The 17,836-nt window shown below is 44.4% G+C and carries 16 protein-coding genes; 15 read left to right on the top strand and 1 reads right to left on the bottom strand.

All coding sequences use genetic code 11. The annotated features are described in order from the left end of the window. Positions 1 to 19 precede the first annotated feature (19 nt). From secA to AHMF7616_RS16180, 4 genes are all read left to right on the top strand, one after another. Positions 20 to 3,388 carry a preprotein translocase subunit SecA gene (gene secA / locus AHMF7616_RS16195; protein ID WP_115373837.1) on the top strand — a complete coding sequence of 1,123 codons (3,369 nt, stop codon included), beginning with the start codon at positions 20 to 22 and terminating at the stop codon, positions 3,386 to 3,388. Beyond that, positions 3,378 to 4,067 carry a deoxyribose-phosphate aldolase gene (gene deoC / locus AHMF7616_RS16190; RefSeq protein ID WP_233507611.1) on the top strand — a complete coding sequence of 230 codons (690 nt, stop codon included), beginning with the start codon at positions 3,378 to 3,380 and terminating at the stop codon, positions 4,065 to 4,067. The genes secA and deoC overlap by 11 nt, the downstream gene beginning before the upstream one ends. Then, a complete protein-coding gene (locus AHMF7616_RS16185; RefSeq protein WP_147275708.1) occupies positions 4,048 to 4,566 on the top strand; it encodes a sporulation protein in 519 nt (172 codons plus the stop codon). Before deoC ends, AHMF7616_RS16185 begins: the two co-directional genes overlap by 20 nt. Positions 4,567 to 4,729: 163 nt before the next feature. After that, positions 4,730 to 5,920, top strand: a complete 1,191-nt coding sequence (locus AHMF7616_RS16180; RefSeq protein ID WP_115373835.1) for a M20 metallopeptidase family protein — start codon at positions 4,730 to 4,732, stop codon at positions 5,918 to 5,920. Between the two features lie 304 nt (positions 5,921 to 6,224). Here AHMF7616_RS16180 and AHMF7616_RS27550 read toward each other — a convergent pair whose 3' ends face one another. Then, a complete protein-coding gene (locus AHMF7616_RS27550) occupies positions 6,225 to 6,353 on the bottom strand; it encodes a hypothetical protein (protein ID WP_262511727.1) in 129 nt (42 codons plus the stop codon). 663 nt (positions 6,354 to 7,016) lie between these two features. Between AHMF7616_RS27550 and AHMF7616_RS16170 the strand changes: the two genes are divergently transcribed. The 11 genes from AHMF7616_RS16170 to AHMF7616_RS16120 all read left to right on the top strand — a co-directional run bounded on the left by AHMF7616_RS16170 (position 7,017) and on the right by AHMF7616_RS16120 (position 17,684). Then, the gene (locus AHMF7616_RS16170; protein ID WP_115373833.1) at positions 7,017 to 7,460 is read left to right on the top strand and encodes an Hsp20/alpha crystallin family protein; all 444 of its coding nucleotides are present in this window, start codon (positions 7,017 to 7,019) and stop codon (positions 7,458 to 7,460) included. A gap of 208 nt (positions 7,461 to 7,668) precedes the next feature. Continuing rightward, positions 7,669 to 9,186 (top strand): S1C family serine protease, encoded by a 1,518-nt coding sequence (locus AHMF7616_RS16165; protein ID WP_115373832.1) that lies wholly within the window; start codon positions 7,669 to 7,671, stop codon positions 9,184 to 9,186. A 131-nt stretch (positions 9,187 to 9,317) separates the two neighbouring features. Beyond that, the gene (gene amaB / locus AHMF7616_RS16160) at positions 9,318 to 10,889 is read left to right on the top strand and encodes an L-piperidine-6-carboxylate dehydrogenase (protein WP_115373831.1); all 1,572 of its coding nucleotides are present in this window, start codon (positions 9,318 to 9,320) and stop codon (positions 10,887 to 10,889) included. A 65-nt stretch (positions 10,890 to 10,954) separates the two neighbouring features. Beyond that, positions 10,955 to 11,731 (top strand): SDR family NAD(P)-dependent oxidoreductase, encoded by a 777-nt coding sequence (locus AHMF7616_RS16155; RefSeq protein WP_115373830.1) that lies wholly within the window; start codon positions 10,955 to 10,957, stop codon positions 11,729 to 11,731. Positions 11,732 to 12,012: 281 nt separating this feature from the next. Beyond that, positions 12,013 to 12,657 carry a hypothetical protein gene (locus tag AHMF7616_RS16150; RefSeq protein ID WP_147275707.1) on the top strand — a complete coding sequence of 215 codons (645 nt, stop codon included), beginning with the start codon at positions 12,013 to 12,015 and terminating at the stop codon, positions 12,655 to 12,657. A 148-nt stretch (positions 12,658 to 12,805) separates the two neighbouring features. Then, a complete protein-coding gene (locus AHMF7616_RS16145; protein WP_115373828.1) occupies positions 12,806 to 13,354 on the top strand; it encodes a DinB family protein in 549 nt (182 codons plus the stop codon). Between the two features lie 317 nt (positions 13,355 to 13,671). Then, positions 13,672 to 14,871 (top strand): MFS transporter, encoded by a 1,200-nt coding sequence (locus AHMF7616_RS16140; protein WP_199474250.1) that lies wholly within the window; start codon positions 13,672 to 13,674, stop codon positions 14,869 to 14,871. A gap of 68 nt (positions 14,872 to 14,939) precedes the next feature. Beyond that, complete coding sequence (locus AHMF7616_RS16135) at positions 14,940 to 15,269, top strand: DHCW motif cupin fold protein (RefSeq protein WP_115373827.1); 330 nt, start codon at positions 14,940 to 14,942, stop codon at positions 15,267 to 15,269. Between the two features lie 135 nt (positions 15,270 to 15,404). Then, positions 15,405 to 16,295, top strand: coding sequence for a gliding motility protein GldB-related protein (locus AHMF7616_RS16130; RefSeq protein WP_115373826.1), 891 nt, complete (start codon positions 15,405 to 15,407; stop codon positions 16,293 to 16,295). Positions 16,296 to 16,315: 20 nt separating this feature from the next. Next, positions 16,316 to 16,633, top strand: coding sequence for a low molecular weight protein tyrosine phosphatase family protein (locus tag AHMF7616_RS16125; protein WP_115373825.1), 318 nt, complete (start codon positions 16,316 to 16,318; stop codon positions 16,631 to 16,633). Positions 16,634 to 17,078: 445 nt separating this feature from the next. After that, positions 17,079 to 17,684, top strand: a complete 606-nt coding sequence (locus tag AHMF7616_RS16120; RefSeq protein WP_115373824.1) for a hypothetical protein — start codon at positions 17,079 to 17,081, stop codon at positions 17,682 to 17,684. Positions 17,685 to 17,836: the final 152 nt, after the last annotated feature.

Genomic DNA, 17,836 nt, shown 5'->3' with positions numbered 1-17,836 from the left:
TAATTTTTAACGACAAGCGATGTTCGATTTTATTGGAAAAACGGTTGCTAAAATATTCGGCACCAAATCCGAACGAGATATTAAAGAAATAACCCCGTACGTGGGGCAAATTAATGAAGAGTACGCGCGGTTAGCTGGGGTTTCGGATGATGAGCTCCGCCAGAGAACGCAGGCGGTAAAATCTGTTATTGATGAGCGCCTGAAAGAAATTGATGCCCAGATTGCGGCTTTGCACCAACGGATCAACAATGAACCCGATCTGGACATTATGCAGAAGGAAAATATTTTCTCCGAAATCGATACTTTAGAAAAAGATCGGAATAAGCAACTGGAGTTAGTATTAATGGAGGTATTACCCCAGGCCTTTGCTATTGTAAAAGAAACCGCCCGCCGGTTTAAAGATAATAACCAATTAGTAGTAACTGCCACCGACTTAGACCGCAGTATAGCGGCTCGGAAACCCAACGTGCGCCTGGAAGGGGATAAAGCAATCTGGGCAAATAAATGGCTGGCTGCCGGTAACGAAATTACCTGGGATATGCTGCACTACGATGTGCAGTTAATCGGGGGTATTGTGCTGCACCAAGGCAAAATTGCCGAAATGGGAACCGGCGAAGGTAAAACCTTGGTAGCTACCTTACCGGCTTTCCTGAATGCTTTGGCAAAACGTGGCGTGCACGTAGTTACGGTAAACGATTACCTGGCCAAACGGGACTCCGAATGGATGGCCCCCTTGTTTGAATTCCACGGCCTTACCATTGATTGTATTGATAAGCACCAGCCTAATACCGATAACCGGCGACGGGCTTACCAGGCGGATATAACTTACGGCACCAACAACGAATTTGGCTTTGACTACCTGCGCGATAACATGGCGCGCAACCCCGATGAGTTGGTACAACGCAAACACCATTTTGCCATGGTGGATGAGGTGGACTCGGTACTGATTGACGATGCTCGTACGCCTTTAATTATTTCGGGTCCGGTGCCGCGGGGTGATGAGCACGAGTTTTACGAACTAAAGCCGCGTATTGCCATGCTGGTAGATGCGCAAAAGAAAGTAGTAGGTAATTACTTGGTAGAAGCCAAACGAATGCTGAAAGAAGGCAACGAAAAAGAAGGCGGACTATCTTTGTTCCGGGCTTACCGGGGCTTACCTAAAAACAAACCCTTAATTAAATTTTTAGGGGAAACCGGTATCCGGGCTGCGCTGCAAAAAACCGAAAACTTTTTCCTGCAGGATAATGCCCGCCAAATGCCCCAAGCCGATGAGCCGCTTTATTTTACCATCGACGAAAAAAACAATAACATTGAGCTGACCGAAAAAGGGATTGATATGATTACCGGTCAGGGCGAAGATCCTAATTTTTTCATTCTGCCGGATATTGGTTCGGAGTTAGCAACTATTGAAAACGATAAATCTGTTGCGGACGAGGAACGGTTGCACCGCAAGGAAAAGTTAATGAATGATTTTGCCGAGAAATCGCAGCGGGTTCATACCATTAACCAGTTACTAAAAGCTTATACCCTATTCGAAAAAGATGTAGAATACATTGTTACCGAAGATCGCAAAGTAAAAATTGTAGATGAGCAAACCGGCCGGATTATGGAAGGCCGGCGGTATTCTGATGGCTTGCACCAGGCCATTGAAGCCAAAGAAAACGTGCGCGTTGAAGATGCCACGCAAACTTACGCTACCGTTACCCTGCAAAATTATTTCCGGATGTACCATAAACTTTGCGGTATGACCGGTACGGCCGAAACGGAAGCTGGCGAATTCTGGGAAATTTATAAACTGGATGTAGTAACCATTCCAACTAACAGACAAGTTGTTCGCGAAGATCGCCACGATAAAGTATACAAAACCGTACGCGAGAAATTTAACGCGGTAGCCGAAGAGATTCAGGAATTAACCGCGGCTGGCCGGCCGGTTTTGGTGGGTACTACTTCTGTGGAGATTTCCGAATTAGTAAGCCGCATGCTGCAAATCCGGAAAATTCCGCATCAGGTACTTAACGCGAAGCTGCACCAGAAAGAGGCAGAAATCGTAGCGGAAGCCGGTAAACCCAGCACCGTAACCATTGCTACCAACATGGCGGGCCGGGGAACCGATATTAAACTAACGCCGGAATCAAAACAAGCCGGTGGCTTAGCCATTATTGGTACCGAGCGGCACGAATCCCGTCGCGTTGACCGGCAGTTACGCGGTCGTTCCGGCCGGCAAGGTGACCCGGGTTCTTCGCAGTTCTTTGTGAGTTTGGATGATAGCCTCATGCGTTTATTTGGTTCCGAGCGGATTGCTAAACTCATGGACCGTTTAGGTTTAGAAGAAGGCGAAGTCATTCAGCACTCCATGATTTCTAATTCTATTGAGCGGGCGCAGAAGAAAGTAGAAGAAAACAATTTCGGTATCCGGAAACGCTTACTGGAATACGACGACGTGATGAACGCGCAGCGGGAAGTGGTGTATCGCCGTCGCCGCAACGCTCTTTATGGCGAACGTCTGGAGTTGGATATCTGGAACATGATTTATGATCTGAGCGAAGATATGGTGACTGGTCACAAAGCTAGCAACGATTTTGATGACTTTACTTTAAATATTATCCGGGTATTTGGCTTTGATACCACCATTACTGCAGCTGAATTAGCCAGCTCTTCAGAGGCTGAACTAACCGAAAAGTTGTATAACGAAGCATTAACTTTTTACCTGGATAAAAACAAAGTTATCGCGGAGCATTCCTTGCCGATTATCACGGATATTTATCAGAACCGCGCCATGATCGAAACCATTGCGGTACCCTTCTCCGATGGTCGCAAGCAGATTACGGCCATGACCAATCTGGAAAAAGCCTATAATACCCAATCCCGCGAACTGATCAAGGAAATGGAAAAAGCTATTACGCTAACCACCATCGATCAGGCCTGGACCCAGCATTTGCGCGAGATGGACGATTTAAAGCAATCGGTGCAAAATGCCGTTTACGAGCAAAAAGACCCGTTGTTGATTTACAAATTTGAATCGTTTGAATTATTTAAGCGGATGATTGGTAAGGTAAACGAAGAAACCGTTTCCTTCTTGTTTAAAGCCGATATTCCGGTCCAGAGATCCGAAGAAGTACAGGAAGCCCGGCCACCAAAGCCGGCTAAAGCTCCCGCGCTAAAAATACAGAAAGAAGAAGTGCATTCAGTACTGGAAGGACCGGCAGTGGAAGAAGCCGCTGAAGCCCAAGCTGCCGTAAAAGCAGTGCCGGTGCGTTCGCATAAAGTAGCCGGCCGCAACGATAAAGTAAGTGTGCAGTACAACGATGGCCGGGTAGTACGCGATGTGAAATATAAAAGCGTTGAACAGGATGTGCTCAACCATCGCTGTGTAATCATTGAAGACTAAATCAAATACCGCCAATTCCACCATTGCCAGCTACATCGATCATACGCTTCTGCGGCCCGATGCCGACGAGCGTATGATCCGGCAGTTGTGCGCCGAAGCTCTGGAACACCAATTTGCGGCGGTTTGTGTACCGCCGTGTTATGTAAAAATTGCTTCCAGTATTTTGGGAGAAAGTCCGGTTAAAATTGCTACGGTTATTGGTTTTCCTTTTGGTTACCAAACCGCCGAAGTTAAATTTTTTGAGGCGCACAAAGCATTAAGTACGGGAGCTACCGAAATAGATGTAGTTTGGAACTTAGCTGCTTTTAAAACGGGTAAGTTGGCCGATGTCGAAAACGAAATTGGGGAATTAGCTACTCTTTGCCACTTGCGAGGGGGGCTGGTAAAAGTTATTATCGAAACGGCTTTATTATCGGAAGAGGAAATTATAGATGCGTGCGCGATATGCGCCCAAGCCGAAGCTGATTTTGTAAAAACTTCCACGGGTTTTGCTCCGCATGGAGCTACTGTAGAAGACGTACTATTAATGCGGCAAAACTTACCCGAACGGGTGCGGATTAAAGCTTCGGGTGGCATCCGGGATCTTGCTTTTGCCAAAGAATTAATTCAAGCGGGTGCCGACCGTTTAGGTACTTCGGCGGGAGTACAACTTATCAAGCATGAGAATAATCAGATTTAAAGAACTAAGTTTTTTGTTTTTGGTGCTTATTTCCTGTGCGAGAACACCTGGAACGTCATCTAATTCGGGAACCGTAGCTAAAGCAGAAGATTTTAGCGTTTATAGGCCTAAATTTCCTGCGCCTCCAACTGAGCCTGCTGGCAATACTAAACCTACTGCGGAACCAACAGTTTTAGTAACGCCTACTAACCACGTAAACAACCGGGTCCTGGCCTTGCTCGATACCATGGCTAATGCGAATAAGGCCATAAAGTACGCATCGGGTTACCGCATTCTGGCCTACACCGGAACCGAACGGAAAACGGCGATGGACATGCGCCGGGCTATTATTGAGCGAATACCGGATGAACGCGATTACCTGCAATACCGCCAACCCACCTTCCGGCTGAAAGTAGGTGATTATCTGACCCGGCTCGAAGCCCAGCAAGTGCTTTCCCGCATCCGGGATATTACGCCCAATGCTTTAATTGTTACGGACCAAATTAACGTGAACCGGTAGTTTAGTTACTAGTTGTTAGTTTTTAGTTGTTCGGGAACCAGAAGCTAATTTTTTAAATTTTTTTCTATTTTGGGAACACGCAATTAAGGGCTTTAATGATCATGTGTTCCAGTCTAGTTAATTTTGCTTGCCACTTTTAACTCTTAACTTTTAAATTATCACCATGTCTGATCTGAAAGACACCATACAAAAGTTAGCCCGGGAATTTGCTCCCGAAATCGTGCAAGTTCGTCAGCATTTGCACGCCAATCCTGAACTTTCTTTTCAGGAATATCAAACGGCAGCTTTTGTTACCGATAAGTTAAATTCTTTTGGTTTGGAGCCTATTGCTATGGCCGAAACCGGTGTTACTGCTCTGATTCAAGGTAGAAACCCGGACAAGAAAGTGGTGGCGTTGCGTGGCGATATGGACGCATTACCTATTACCGAACAAAACGAAGTGCCTTATAAATCGAAGAATGAAGGCGTAATGCACGCTTGCGGCCACGATGTGCATACTTCGTCTTTGTTAGGTACTGCCCGCATCTTAAGCCAATTGCGGGATCAGTTTGAAGGAACAATTAAACTTATTTTTCAACCGGGCGAAGAATTGATTCCGGGTGGAGCTTCTCTCATGATTAAAGAAGGTGTGCTGCAAAACCCAGCACCCGCCGCAATATTCGGGCAACATGTGTTTCCGCAACTGCCGGCTGGTAAAGTGGGAGTACGTTCGGGCATGTACATGGCCAGCGCCGACGAGTTATACATTACGGTTACCGGCAAAGGTGGCCACGGAGCTATGCCCGAAATGAATATCGATCCGGTACTAATTACGGCCCACCTGATTGTGGCTCTACAGCAAATTGTAAGCCGGGTAGCCAGTCCTAAAACGCCAACGGTACTATCGTTTGGTAAAGTTATTGCCAATGGGGCTACCAACATTATTCCGAACGAAGTAAAAGTAGAAGGCACGTTCCGGACTATGGACGAGAAATGGCGGGCCGAAGCGCACGTGAAAATGAAAAAAATGGCCGAACAGCTAGCGGAAGCTATGGGAGGTTCCTGCGATTTTGAAATTCGGCGAGGTTACCCGTACTTAGAAAACTCACCCAGCTTAACTAAAAAAATGCGCTTGGCCGCGGAAAGTTATTTGGGTAAAGAAAATGTAGTGGATCTGGATTTGTGGATGGCCGCCGAAGATTTTGCTTACTACACACAGCAGATTGATGCCTGTTTTTATCGCTTAGGCACCCGCAACGAAGAACGCGGCATTACCTCCTCGGTGCATACGCCTACTTTCGACGTAGACGAAACGGCCCTGGAAACCGGTATCGGTTTAATGGCCTGGCTAGCTTTAAGCGAATTAGGTAACTAACTATTAAAAGTAAAACACTGAGTAGGTGCATGCGTTTGGCTATTTGCATAAATGTTGAATTGGCCGTATGTGGTTGGTTCGTAATTTACCAGTAAAGACAGTTACTTTTTTTTAATTTTTTTATTTTCAGGAGCTATTTGCCTAGTTTAGCTCAGCAAAAACAACTTCTAGCGCTAGAACTCTGGCCCGAGATACAAGCCGAATACGTTTTTAAAACACCAGCTTTTTATACTTCCGGCATCAATACCGCTTTCCTACCAACCCCAATTATAAAGGCCTAAATGCCTACTTACTGAATGATCAGTTAAAACGAATCCAGTTCCGGTTGGGGTACGAGCATGTATTTACGGCGACGTGGGGCTTGGGTGGTTCGCAAATGTTTAGTCAGGAGCCCGGCCGGAAACTTTATTTTACCGATGTGTAGATGCGGCATTCTAGTTTTTAGCTGGCTTACAAATAATCAAACGAGTAATGGTAGATTATCTGCAATACTCTAATGCTTTTTCTGTGGGTCGCATACGTCCTCATCTGGATTTGGATAAACCTTTTAAAATTAACTCGTTTACCGTTCGACTCCGGTCAGGTTACGAATTATTTTTGTATACTGATTTTACTGCAAGCAAACCCTACGCTGCAAGAGGTATTGATCGTTCCCGTTTGCGGATTGAAATTGCTTTACAACCTAATCCGCACTTGGTGCTTACTCCTTTTTCACCAAGCAAACTGATTACACCAAATTGCCGGATAAGTGGGATGAGCAGAACCCTTAAACGTTGCCGGTGAAAACCAAAATAGCATTACTCCTATATGGGGCGTAGAATTACGTTATACTTTTTTCCAAGGTAAAAAACCTTTCGCACGCATTCCAACGCCTGAGCAACAAGATTAAACATACACGGATGCCTTTTTAAGTAGAAAAAAACAGTTATTTTTAAAAATTTAGACATGTTGTCAGGCTTTATTACGCATTATTGTTAATTAAATGTCATTAAGTCTTTTTTTTGATTGGTTTTTAGGGTTGGTATAAAATTTACTATAAACAATATATCAACAGCAAAATAAAACTTAAAAACATAAATAATAGGAGATTTAAACAATGACCATCACACGGTATAACGGCCATTTAACTGATAAAATGCCGCAAACTTTCAGCACCATGTTAGATCGTTTTTTCAACGAAACAGTAAACAACCGCCGGCAATTAGCTGATTTTACGCCGAGTGTAGACGCTTTTGAAACAGAAAATCAATACGAGTTTCAGGTATCCTTGCCCGGTTTAGGCAAAGAAGACATTAGCATCGATTTTCAGGAAGGTAAATTAACGATTGCGGGCGAACGTAAATTCAACAAAGAAGAAGAAAACGCAAATAAAAAATACCATTTGCTCGAAACGCAATATGGTTCTTTCAGCAGAGCCTTCTACTTGCCCGATAATGTAAATCCAGCGCAAATTGATGCGCAGTTTGCGAATGGTATTTTACACGTAGTAGTACCTAAAGACGAACAGAAGGTGAAAAAACACCAGATCCAGATTAAGTAAGGATTGGGTAGGATTAAAGTAAAAATTTTAAAAAAAAGGCGCGCTGTACGGTGCCTTTTTTTATTCCAGATTGTTATGAATTAAAGCAATCTCTTTTGCAAATTTACGTACAGAATAAACTACAATAAGCCAAATACTTGTGCGTTGTATGTTTAATTAGTAAGATTGAGAGAAATACAAAAAATAAAATATTTTTAAATATAAAGTGATGAAACCAAGACAATTTATGTTCGGCTTAGTACTTTCTGCGGTAATGGGCGGAAGCATGGCCATTGGTGGTTACAAACTCTTGGAAGATGATGAACCAGTAGTGCAGGTGCAGCAGGAACAGCCTTCCCGTAACTTCCGTTACTCCAGCCTAATGCGCGATAGTGAGGTTAAAGTACCGGAAGGTTTAAACTTTGTAACTGCCGCGGAAGCGGTAACTCCGGCCGTTGTGCACGTGATGACCGAGTATGGTACCGAGTTAGCCCAGAATAATTCCAAGCGTCAGGACATTGATCCTTTTTTCCGGGATTTCTTTGGCGATGATTTCGAAGGTTATCACCGTCGTCAGGGGCCTTCCGTAGGTTCCGGTTCCGGGGTAATTATAGCTTCTAACGGCTACATTATAACCAACAACCACGTTATTGATAAAGCCGACAAGATTAAAGTAGTACTGGACGATAAACGCGAACTTTCGGCGACCTTAATTGGCGCTGACCCCAGCACCGATTTAGCTTTGTTAAAAGTAAATGCCGATAAGTTACCAACGGTGCGTTACGGTAACTCCGATAACGTACGGGTAGGCGAGTGGGTGTTGGCCGTAGGTAATCCCTTAAACCTGAACTCTACCGTTACAGCGGGTATTATCAGTGCCAAAGGCCGCAATGTAGGTATCGTGCAAAACGTAGATGCCAACGGCAATAACTTAGGCGTAGAGTCTTTTATACAAACTGATGCGGCCGTGAACCCGGGTAACAGTGGTGGGGCATTGGTAAATTTAAACGGTGATTTAATTGGTATTAACACCGCCATTGCTACCCAGACTGGTTCTTTCGCGGGTTATTCTTTTGCGGTACCGTCTTCGATTGTAAGCAAAGTAATTGATGATTTACTCAAGTTCGGCGAAGTACAACGGGCTTTCCTGGGTATTTCCATGCGGGAAGTTGATGCCAAGTTAGCTGCCGATAAAAAAATAAATACTTTGAATGGTATTTACATCAACGATTTTTCGGCCAATAGTGCTGCTGAAGAAGCTGGTCTGGAAAAAGGCGATGTTATTACGCAAATTAACGGTGTGAACGTAAATACCAGCGCTGCCGTGCAGGAACAAGTAGCCCGTTACCGTCCGGGCGATAAAGTAAAAGTAACTTACCTTCGCGATAACGATACCAAAAATGCTACCGTTACTTTACGGAATCGGATGGGCGATACCAACGTAGTAAAACGCGAATTAGCTAAAGCAGTGAACTATGGTGGAGCCAAATTTGAGCCGCTAAGCAAAGCCGAAATGACTAAATTAGGTTTAGAAGGAGGCGCTAAAATCAGCAACGTAAAGTCCAGCGAATTTAAGCAAACCGGCATGGTAGATGGTTTTATCATTACCCGGATTGATAAATCAAAAGTAGAAAAACCGCAGGATGTAGAGCGTTTGTTAAAAAGTGCCGAAGATGAATCGGGAGTACTGGTAGAAGGTACCTATCCGGATGGTCGCCGGGCCTTTTATCCGATTGGGCGTAGATAATTAAACTTCTTATAACACCAAAAGCCGTTGCTAATCAGCAGCGGCTTTTTTATTTTAAATACAAGCGGTACAAGTAAACCTTTTTAGTTGAAGGCCGGTATTTTTTTAAATTTTACTATAAAACAGGCATTATGAAACAAGCCATCGATGCAAATCCGCAACAGGCAGTTGTAGCAGAAATAAAAACCCGTTTGGGAATTAAAGATTCTAATCCGGCTTACAGTACCGGGTTGACTTGGGGAGGCGCTGGTAATAAACATTTTAAAACTATTTACTCGCCCGTAGATGGGCAGGCTATTGCCAGCGTAAATCTGGCTACGCCGGAAGACTACGAACAAGTAGTAAAAACTGCCCAACTTGCCTTTGAACAGTGGCGCCAGGTGCCGGCTCCTAAACGCGGCGACATTGTACGGCAATACGGTAATAAGCTACGCCTGTACAAAGACGTTTTAGGCAAACTGGTATCGTACGAAATGGGGAAAATTTACCAGGAAGGTTTAGGCGAAGTACAGGAAATGATTGATATCTGCGACTTTGCGGTAGGCTTATCCCGCCAGTTGCACGGTTTTACCATGCACTCCGAACGGCCGGGCCACCGCATGTACGAGCAATATCATGCTTTAGGCATCGTCGGGGTTATTTCGGCTTTTAATTTTCCGGTGGCGGTTTGGAGCTGGAATGCCATGCTGGCGGCCGTATGCGGCGATGTATGTATCTGGAAACCATCGGAGAAAACACCTTTAACGGCTATTGCCTGCCAGCATATTTTAAAAGAAGTATTACTTGCGAATGATTTACCCGAAGGAATTTTTAATTTAATTATTGGCGATGCTGAAATAGGGGCTTTAATGGCGGCTGATGCCCGGGTTCCTCTGGTGTCGGCTACGGGTTCTACGCGCATGGGCAAAAAAGTGGGTGCGGCGGTTGGCGCTCGTTTAGGCCGGGCTTTACTGGAATTAGGGGGGAATAATGCCATTATTTTAACCGAACACGCTCATCTGGACATGGCTTTACGCGCCGTCGTTTTTGGCGCCGTGGGCACCTGCGGCCAACGTTGTACATCTACCAGGCGCCTGATTATTCATGAAGCTATTTATAACGAGGTAAAAGAACGCCTTTTAAAAATATATCCGAATTTACCCATTGGTAATCCGTTAAGCGACACGGTTCTGGTGGGCCCGTTAATTGACCAAGACGCGGTAAGCAGTTTTCAGAAAGCTTTGGAAAAAGTGCAGCAGGAAGGCGGTACTCTATTAACGGGTGGCGAAGTTTTAGTAGGCGAAAGTTACGAAACCGGCACTTACGTAACTCCTGCCCTCGTGGAAGCAGAAAATACCTATCATACGGTGCAGGAAGAAACGTTTGCGCCCATCCTGTATTTAATAAAATATACCGGCGATGTAGAAAAGGCAATTGCTTTGCAAAACGGGGTACGCCAAGGCTTATCTTCCGCCATTTTTTCAAACCATTTAGGGCAAACCGAAACTTTTTTGTCAGCCTGGGGATCCGATTGCGGCATTGCCAACGTAAATATCGGCACTTCCGGGGCGGAAATCGGCGGGGCTTTTGGCGGCGAAAAAGAAACCGGCGGCGGACGTGAATCAGGTTCGGATGCCTGGAAAGTGTACATGCGCCGCCAAACCAATACCATTAACTTTAGCCGGGAATTACCGTTAGCCCAAGGAATTAAATTTGATTTCTAATAGTGAAATGCCAATGATTATTTAGTTCCATTATTAAATTTTTTAAATCCAAAGCGATTATCTACATGAAAACGGCTTTAATTACCGGGGCTTCCGGCGGCATAGGCTACGAACTAGCCAAGCAATTTGCCCGGCACCAACATAATCTGGTGTTAGTAGCTCGTAGCGAAGCGAAGCTAAATCAACTCGCTGACGAAATACGGTCCGCTTATAACGTGCAGGTACTGGTGCTGGCGCAGGATTTAGGTCAACCCCAAGCCGTTTCAAAAATTCAGGCCCGTTTACAGGCTGAAAACATTACTGTGGAATACCTGGTAAACAATGCGGGCTTTGGTGATTTTGGTTTCTTTGTGGAAACTGATTGGGCCAAGGAAGAGCAGATGATAAATTTAAATATTATGGCGCTCACGCATTTTACCAAAGTATTTACGCAGCAGATGGTGCAGCGCCGCAGTGGCCGGATCTTAAACGTTGCCTCTACCGCTGCTTTTCAGGCGGGGCCTTTAATGGCGGTTTATTTCGCGACCAAAGCCTACGTTTTATCGTTTTCGGAAGCTATTGCTAATGAATTGCAGGGAACCGGCGTAACGGTAACGGCTTTATGCCCGGGGCCTACGGAATCGGGATTTTTGCAAGCCGCCGCTTTAGAAGAATCTAAGTTATTTAAAGGTAAAAAGTTGGCAAGCTCCGCGGAAGTGGCTGCCTACGGCTACCAAGCTTTAATGGCTGGCAAAACGGTAGCTATTCATGGTACCCGCAACTGGCTATTGGCCAATACCTCCCGGTTTATTCCCCGGAAATTAGCTGCTGCATTTGTCCGGAGAAATGTGCAGGCAGAATAAAGTTTATTACAGTTTTATGACGGGAAATTACCTGGTCATTATCTTTTTATCAGTAGACGCGCTCATTCTACGGAACCAAAGTACAAGTAAGCTAGATCTTTAAAATCCAGCTTGGTCCGTAGCTATAAACCGAACTCGTAAATTGGTAGTAAAGGTGCTAACGCATTAAATAAGAACTGGCGAGGTGCTAATAACCCATTCCTGGCTGTAATACCTTTTTTATTTTTTCTCGAACTTTGATGTATATGATTTTTGGCAACAATAAAAGGAAGGTTGGGCTAATGGCTTTAATATTTAGCTTCTGGTGCTGCTCCTCTAAACAAGATAACCAAACCAGGCTCCCTTTAAAAGTCGAAGATTCCGTTTCAGCGGAACCAGCCCCGCGTACAGCTACAAACCCGATTGGAGTAACGCCGAACCGCTTAATTGTACCGGGCAAAAGCATTGGTTTAACGGCCTTGCAGGAAAAAGCCGAGGTGGTAACCGCTCGTTTAGGAAAACCCGATAGCAGCGATGCGGCCATGGGCAAAGCGCTGGCAACTTGGTTTTCGAAACCAGATACAACCGTGCCTAAGGCGGCCCGGCACCAAACTACTATTTATTTTAAAACCAACATGGGCGGACCCGATGAGGCGAGCCGGGTAGATCAAATACGAATAACTTCTCCTTATTTTCTTACCATTGATTCTGTTCACGTTAATTCCGATGTAGCAAGCATTCAAAAATCATTTCCCGAAATAGTGAAAGTGGCCGCTTACACCTCACCACAAAACGCTGCCAAAGTAACTATCTACGACGATGCCGCGGCCGGCATTGCTTTTGAAATGAACGAACAAGCCCGTTGTGTGGCGATAACAGTGCACGCTGCCAATCAGGGAATTAAGAATTCGTATTTGCCTTTATTTCCAGATATGGAAAAATTTTAAGGGGAAAGAACCAGAATTTTTAAATTTTAAAGCATATTCTTTTTAAAGTGTAGTAAAGCTAATTTTTAAATTTTAATTCTGGGGACGTTTTAAATTTTTGTTACATTAGGCCTGCTGTTCTATTGTTTCATCTTCTAAAATTACCTTTATGAAAAAAACTACTTTGCTTTTAAACCTGTTATTGCTGGGGGTAGCCTTAACCATTACCAGCTTAACTTCTATAGGCGCCACCCCACCGGCTAAAGCGCAGATGATTGCGGACTGGCAACGGGCCAAAGCTTTTACAAAAGAGTATCTGGATGCCATGCCGGAGGCGGGGCTTAGTTTTAAACCCACTCCCGAAATCCGCAGTTTCGCGGAGCAAATGTTACATTTGGCTAACGCTAATTTTAATTTTGCCGCTTCCGCTTCCGGCGCCACCAATCCTTACCAGGGCAAAAATTTAGAAAAAATGGAGGAGTTTAAAACAAAAGCTAGCCTAAGTAAAGTAGTACTGGAAAGCTACGATTTTGTGATTGCGGCTATACACAAAGCTACCGATGCCCAATTAGCGGAAAATGTAAAAGTATTTAACCAGGATTTAAACCGGGGGCTGGCTTTTGAAAAAGCGTTTGAGCACCAAACCCACCACCGCGGCCAGGCTACGGTTTACCTGCGTTTGAAAGGAGTAACCCCTCCCGGCGAAAAATTATTTTAAAACTTATAAAACCCGTTGCTCCCCAACGGGTTTTTAATTAACCTGGTGCGCATATAATGAGCCTGAAATTGTAAATTACTCTTGGCTCACCTTGTCTAGAAAGAACGAAATCAAACCCCTCTTTAAAGCTTAAATGCGAAAATTTTTAAATTTTTATATTTCTAGCAAGCCTTAAAGCAGTTACTGCCTCCCCTTAACCAAGAATCAGACAACGGCTGCCGAACTATTTATCTTATTAGCAGTAACAGAAATGTTTGCGCAGGTAAAGAAAACCAATACCGACTCTTCTTTTACCTAGCTGCTAACCCCAACCCGCCATGACAGAAAATACGGCCACTTTAGCGCCTCCTCCTTTAACCAAGCTGAACCTGTGGGTAATGGCGATTGCGACGGGCTTAGTGGTAGCTAATTTATATTACAACCAACCTTTACTCGACGAAATTGCCCGCACCTTCCGGATTACCCAGGCAAAAGCCGGCAGTATTTCTATGCTTACGCAAGTAGGCTACGCCGTAGGCATGTTGTTCATAATTCCGTTGGGCGATATGCTGAAACGCAAGAAGTTGATAATGGGGAACTTCGCGATGATTATCGGGGCTTTACTGCTATGCGCCTTTTCTCCGAATGTTGGTTTTTTAATGATGGCTAGTTTTTTAATCGGGGCTACCTCGGTTACTCCTCAGTTATTAGTACCTATGGCCGCGCACCTGGCCCGGCCCGAAGAGCGGGGACGCACCGTCGGTTTTGTCATGAGTGGTTTATTGATTGGTATTTTATTATCCCGGACCATTAGCGGTTTTGTGGGCGCACATCTGGGGTGGCGGGCGATGTTTATTATGGCCGCGGTAGTTATGTTTTTACTTTGGATTTTACTTTACTTTTTACTGCCCGAAGTATATCCGGATTATAAAGGCAATTACAAAACCTTAATGCAATCGCTGGTCACTTTAATCCGCGACGAACCTTTGTTGCGGATGGCAGCAATACGGGGTGCTTTGTGCTTTGCCAGCTTTGCCGCCTTCTGGACTACCTTAACCTTTCTGTTACGCGAGCCGCCTTTTAATGCCGGCAGCGATGTAGCCGGTGCCTTTGGCCTGGTAGGTGCTTTTGGCGCTTTGGGAGCTTCTTTCATGGGGCGCATCAGCGATAAAGGCAATTCGCGGCAAGTAACTACGTATAGTATTGGGTTAGTTATTTTTTCGTACCTGGTATTTGGTATTTCGGGCAGTAGCTACCTGGGCTTAGTAGCAGGCGTTATTTTACTGGATTTAGGCGTGCAGGCGACGCATATTTCTAACCAAACGCTTATTTTTTCGCTGCAACCCGAAGCCCGTAACCGGCTAAATACGGTTTACATGGTTACTTACTTTTTAGGTGGGGCTTCGGGTACCTTTATCGCTAGTCAAGTCTGGCATGTTTGGCAGTGGCCGGGTGTAGTTGCAATTGGTTTGGTTTTCTCCATTTTGGCTTTACTGGTGCACCTGCGGTTTGCTAAATCCCCGGTAATCGGTTTGTAGTGATCAAATAAATAGACCATTACCATGATTTTTTAAATTTTTTTCTTTTTCCGCCAATCCTTAATTGTATGAAGATAGAGAATATTCCGTTTCACCTGATTAACTGGGACGAGGTGGAAGTAGTGGAAGTGCCGGGTTTAACGGGTACCGCTATGAGTAAAATCTGGGAATTAGGCAATATCCGGGTGCGGTTGGTGCAATACCTCGCCGATTACCAGGCCAACCATTGGAACCACCGGGGGCAAATAGTATTGGTATTGGCGGGTCAGCTAGAAATAACCTTTACCAATGATCGCGCTATTACCGTGCAGGCAGGAGAAACGTTTGTAGTCGGCGATAATACTGAGGCACACCAAATTGCTTCTACGGCTGGGGCTACCGTTTTTATGGTGGATTAGCTAGCAATGTAAAAAATTAAAAAAAATCAGCAATAAAACTTTAAAATCCGATTTGAAAATATAAACCATTATGTAGTAAGTTAGAGCTATAACTATTACTTCATCATCAGCGTCTATTTTCTAAATTCTATTGGTATGTGGCACAAACTTACCGGTTTGGTTTTCGGGTTTCTTTGCGTAACGCAATCTTTCGGGCAGACTACCAAATTCCCAACGGATCCAAGTCAAGCCAAATTCGTCACCCAAGACATTTGTTATTTTTGGCAAGCTTTTGACCTTTTTTTGCAAGATACTTTACAAAATCCGTTTCAAAAATACTACCTTGATAAAGGCAGCCAAGGCGTAAAAGATTTTATGGCGAACCGCATCGAGAGTGCCGATAAATTATACCAAACGGTAAAAAAGCATCGGAAAGAATACCAGAAAGTGCGGGAAAATACATTTAAAATTGCATTGAAAGAAAAAGAGTGCCGCGTAGCTTTTCAAAAGCTGAAAGAATGGTATCCGGCTGCTACTTTTCCGCCGGTTTATTTTGTGATTGGTACTGCTAATTCCGGAGGAACTTCCAGTAAAAACGGTTTAATTATCGGGGCCGAAATGCAAAGTAATCCTAGTGGCATCCCGGCAATTGTGGCACACGAACTGATTTATTTTCAGCAAACCTTTCCGCCTCGCGAAACTACTTTGCTCGAACAATCTATCTTGGAAGGCAGCGCCGATTTTGTGGGCGAATTAATTTCGGGAAGGAATATAAATGCCAGCGCTTATACTTACGGCAATGCGCACGCTGCCGAACTGCGGAAAGAGTTTGCCCACGCCATGCAGGGTTTTAACAACCAAGATTGGCTGTACGGGGTAAGCGGTAAAGACCAACGACCCAAGGATTTAGGGTATTGGCTGGGTTACCAGATCTGCAAAGCGTATTTTGATAAAACGCCGGATAAGAAAAAAGCCATGGCCGACATCCTGAACATTAAAGATTACGCTGCTTTTTTAAAAAAGAGTGGCTACCTGCTGGAAAAGTGAAGATTTAAAAATTTTAAATTTTGCAAATACTTTTTGTGTGCAGCCGCAATCAAGGGCGAAGCCCCACGGCCGAGGCCTTATTTCAAAATCATCCGACTATAACGGCCCGATCCGCAGAAACAGAAAATAATGTCCGGGTTCGGGTAACCGAAAAGCTTATTTTGTGGGTTGATATTATTTTTGTGATGGAGAAAAAACACCGGCAGCGCCTGCGCGAAAAGTTTCCGGTTGCACTAAACAACAAACAGATTATTGTGCTGGATATACCGGATGAGTACCAATACCAGGATGCGGAACTAATAGAACACTTACGCGTTTGCTTGCAGCCATATCTGTAGTTAGCCAATGAAGGTTGGCTAACCAACAAGTTCTGCTTACACCATGCTGGTTGCTGAAAGTACCTGTTTGTATTTTACTTTTAAAACTTTAATTCGCTGCTCCATAACGCAAAAATCTGGTATTTTTGACGCTGCCCAGAAGAACTAAACCGCGCCACTAATTTAGATACCAGTCCTTTGAACGACCCAGTAGATTTAATTGAAGTAAATGCGTCCGCCAAGCGATTAAATAAAAAGCCTGGAAAACGGGAGTTATAAGGTTAAAATCAAGAATAATGGTTGCCTTGGCTTATAAAATTTAAAAAAAGCAGGAATAAGCGCCAGAACAGGGCAAATACAATAAATATGGTTTTTAATTTTTAAGCTTTAGGTAATTGATTACCTTAGTTACCCGGCTCTATTAACCTGCGGTTAGAAGTAAAAACATTTTGTAATAAACAGCTCTATGAAACAACTACTCACTTTTTTACTAACAGCTACGCCCGTTTTGGTGAGCGTGGCGCAAACTACGGTACCTACCCCCGAAATCCAGATTAAAGCCGCGGTTTTGGCGGCGCCCGCCGATAAGCGAGCCGGTGCCGCCGTGTACGGTTATACCGGCGATGGCACGCTAACTTTATTGCGTAAAGGAACCAACGAATTAATCTGTTTAGGCGACGACCCTAAGCAAAAAGGCTTTAATGCCTCGTGTTACCACAAAGATTTAGAACCATTTATGGCGCGTGGCCGGGAGCTTCGGAAAGCCGGCAAATCGGGGCAGGAAATTTACGATACCCGCGAACAAGAAGCAAAAACGGGTAAGCTAAAAATGCCGAAGAACCCGACTACTTTATTTTCTTTTTCAGCTGAAGACACTGATTTTGACAAAGCTACTGGCGAAGTAAAAAACGGTTACGTCCGTTCGGTGGTGTATATTCCGTTTGCCACTGCCGAAAGCACTGGTTTGCCGTTGAAGCCAGATGGCCCCGGTCTGCCTTGGATAATGGATCCTGGCAAGCATAATGCCCACATCATGATTAATCCGCCGAAACAAGCTCCTGCTACTAAGTAAGAAAAATTTAAAATTTTGGATATGCTTACTCAAAAGTTACCGGGTGAGTTTTAGCTGCTGCAAAATAGTTTTTAAAAGGAATTATTTCGTTGCGTTATAGAAAGTTTACTTCGCCTAGCGGTTACGAAGATTACTGTAACTTCGAGGAGGTC

Origin of the sequence: Adhaeribacter pallidiroseus, assembly GCF_003340495.1 — a bacterium.
GTDB classification, from domain to species: Bacteria; Bacteroidota; Bacteroidia; order Cytophagales; family Hymenobacteraceae; genus Adhaeribacter; species Adhaeribacter pallidiroseus.
The sequence above is the reverse complement of the archived record's forward strand: the minus strand, read 5'-3'. Positions and strand labels throughout refer to the sequence as shown.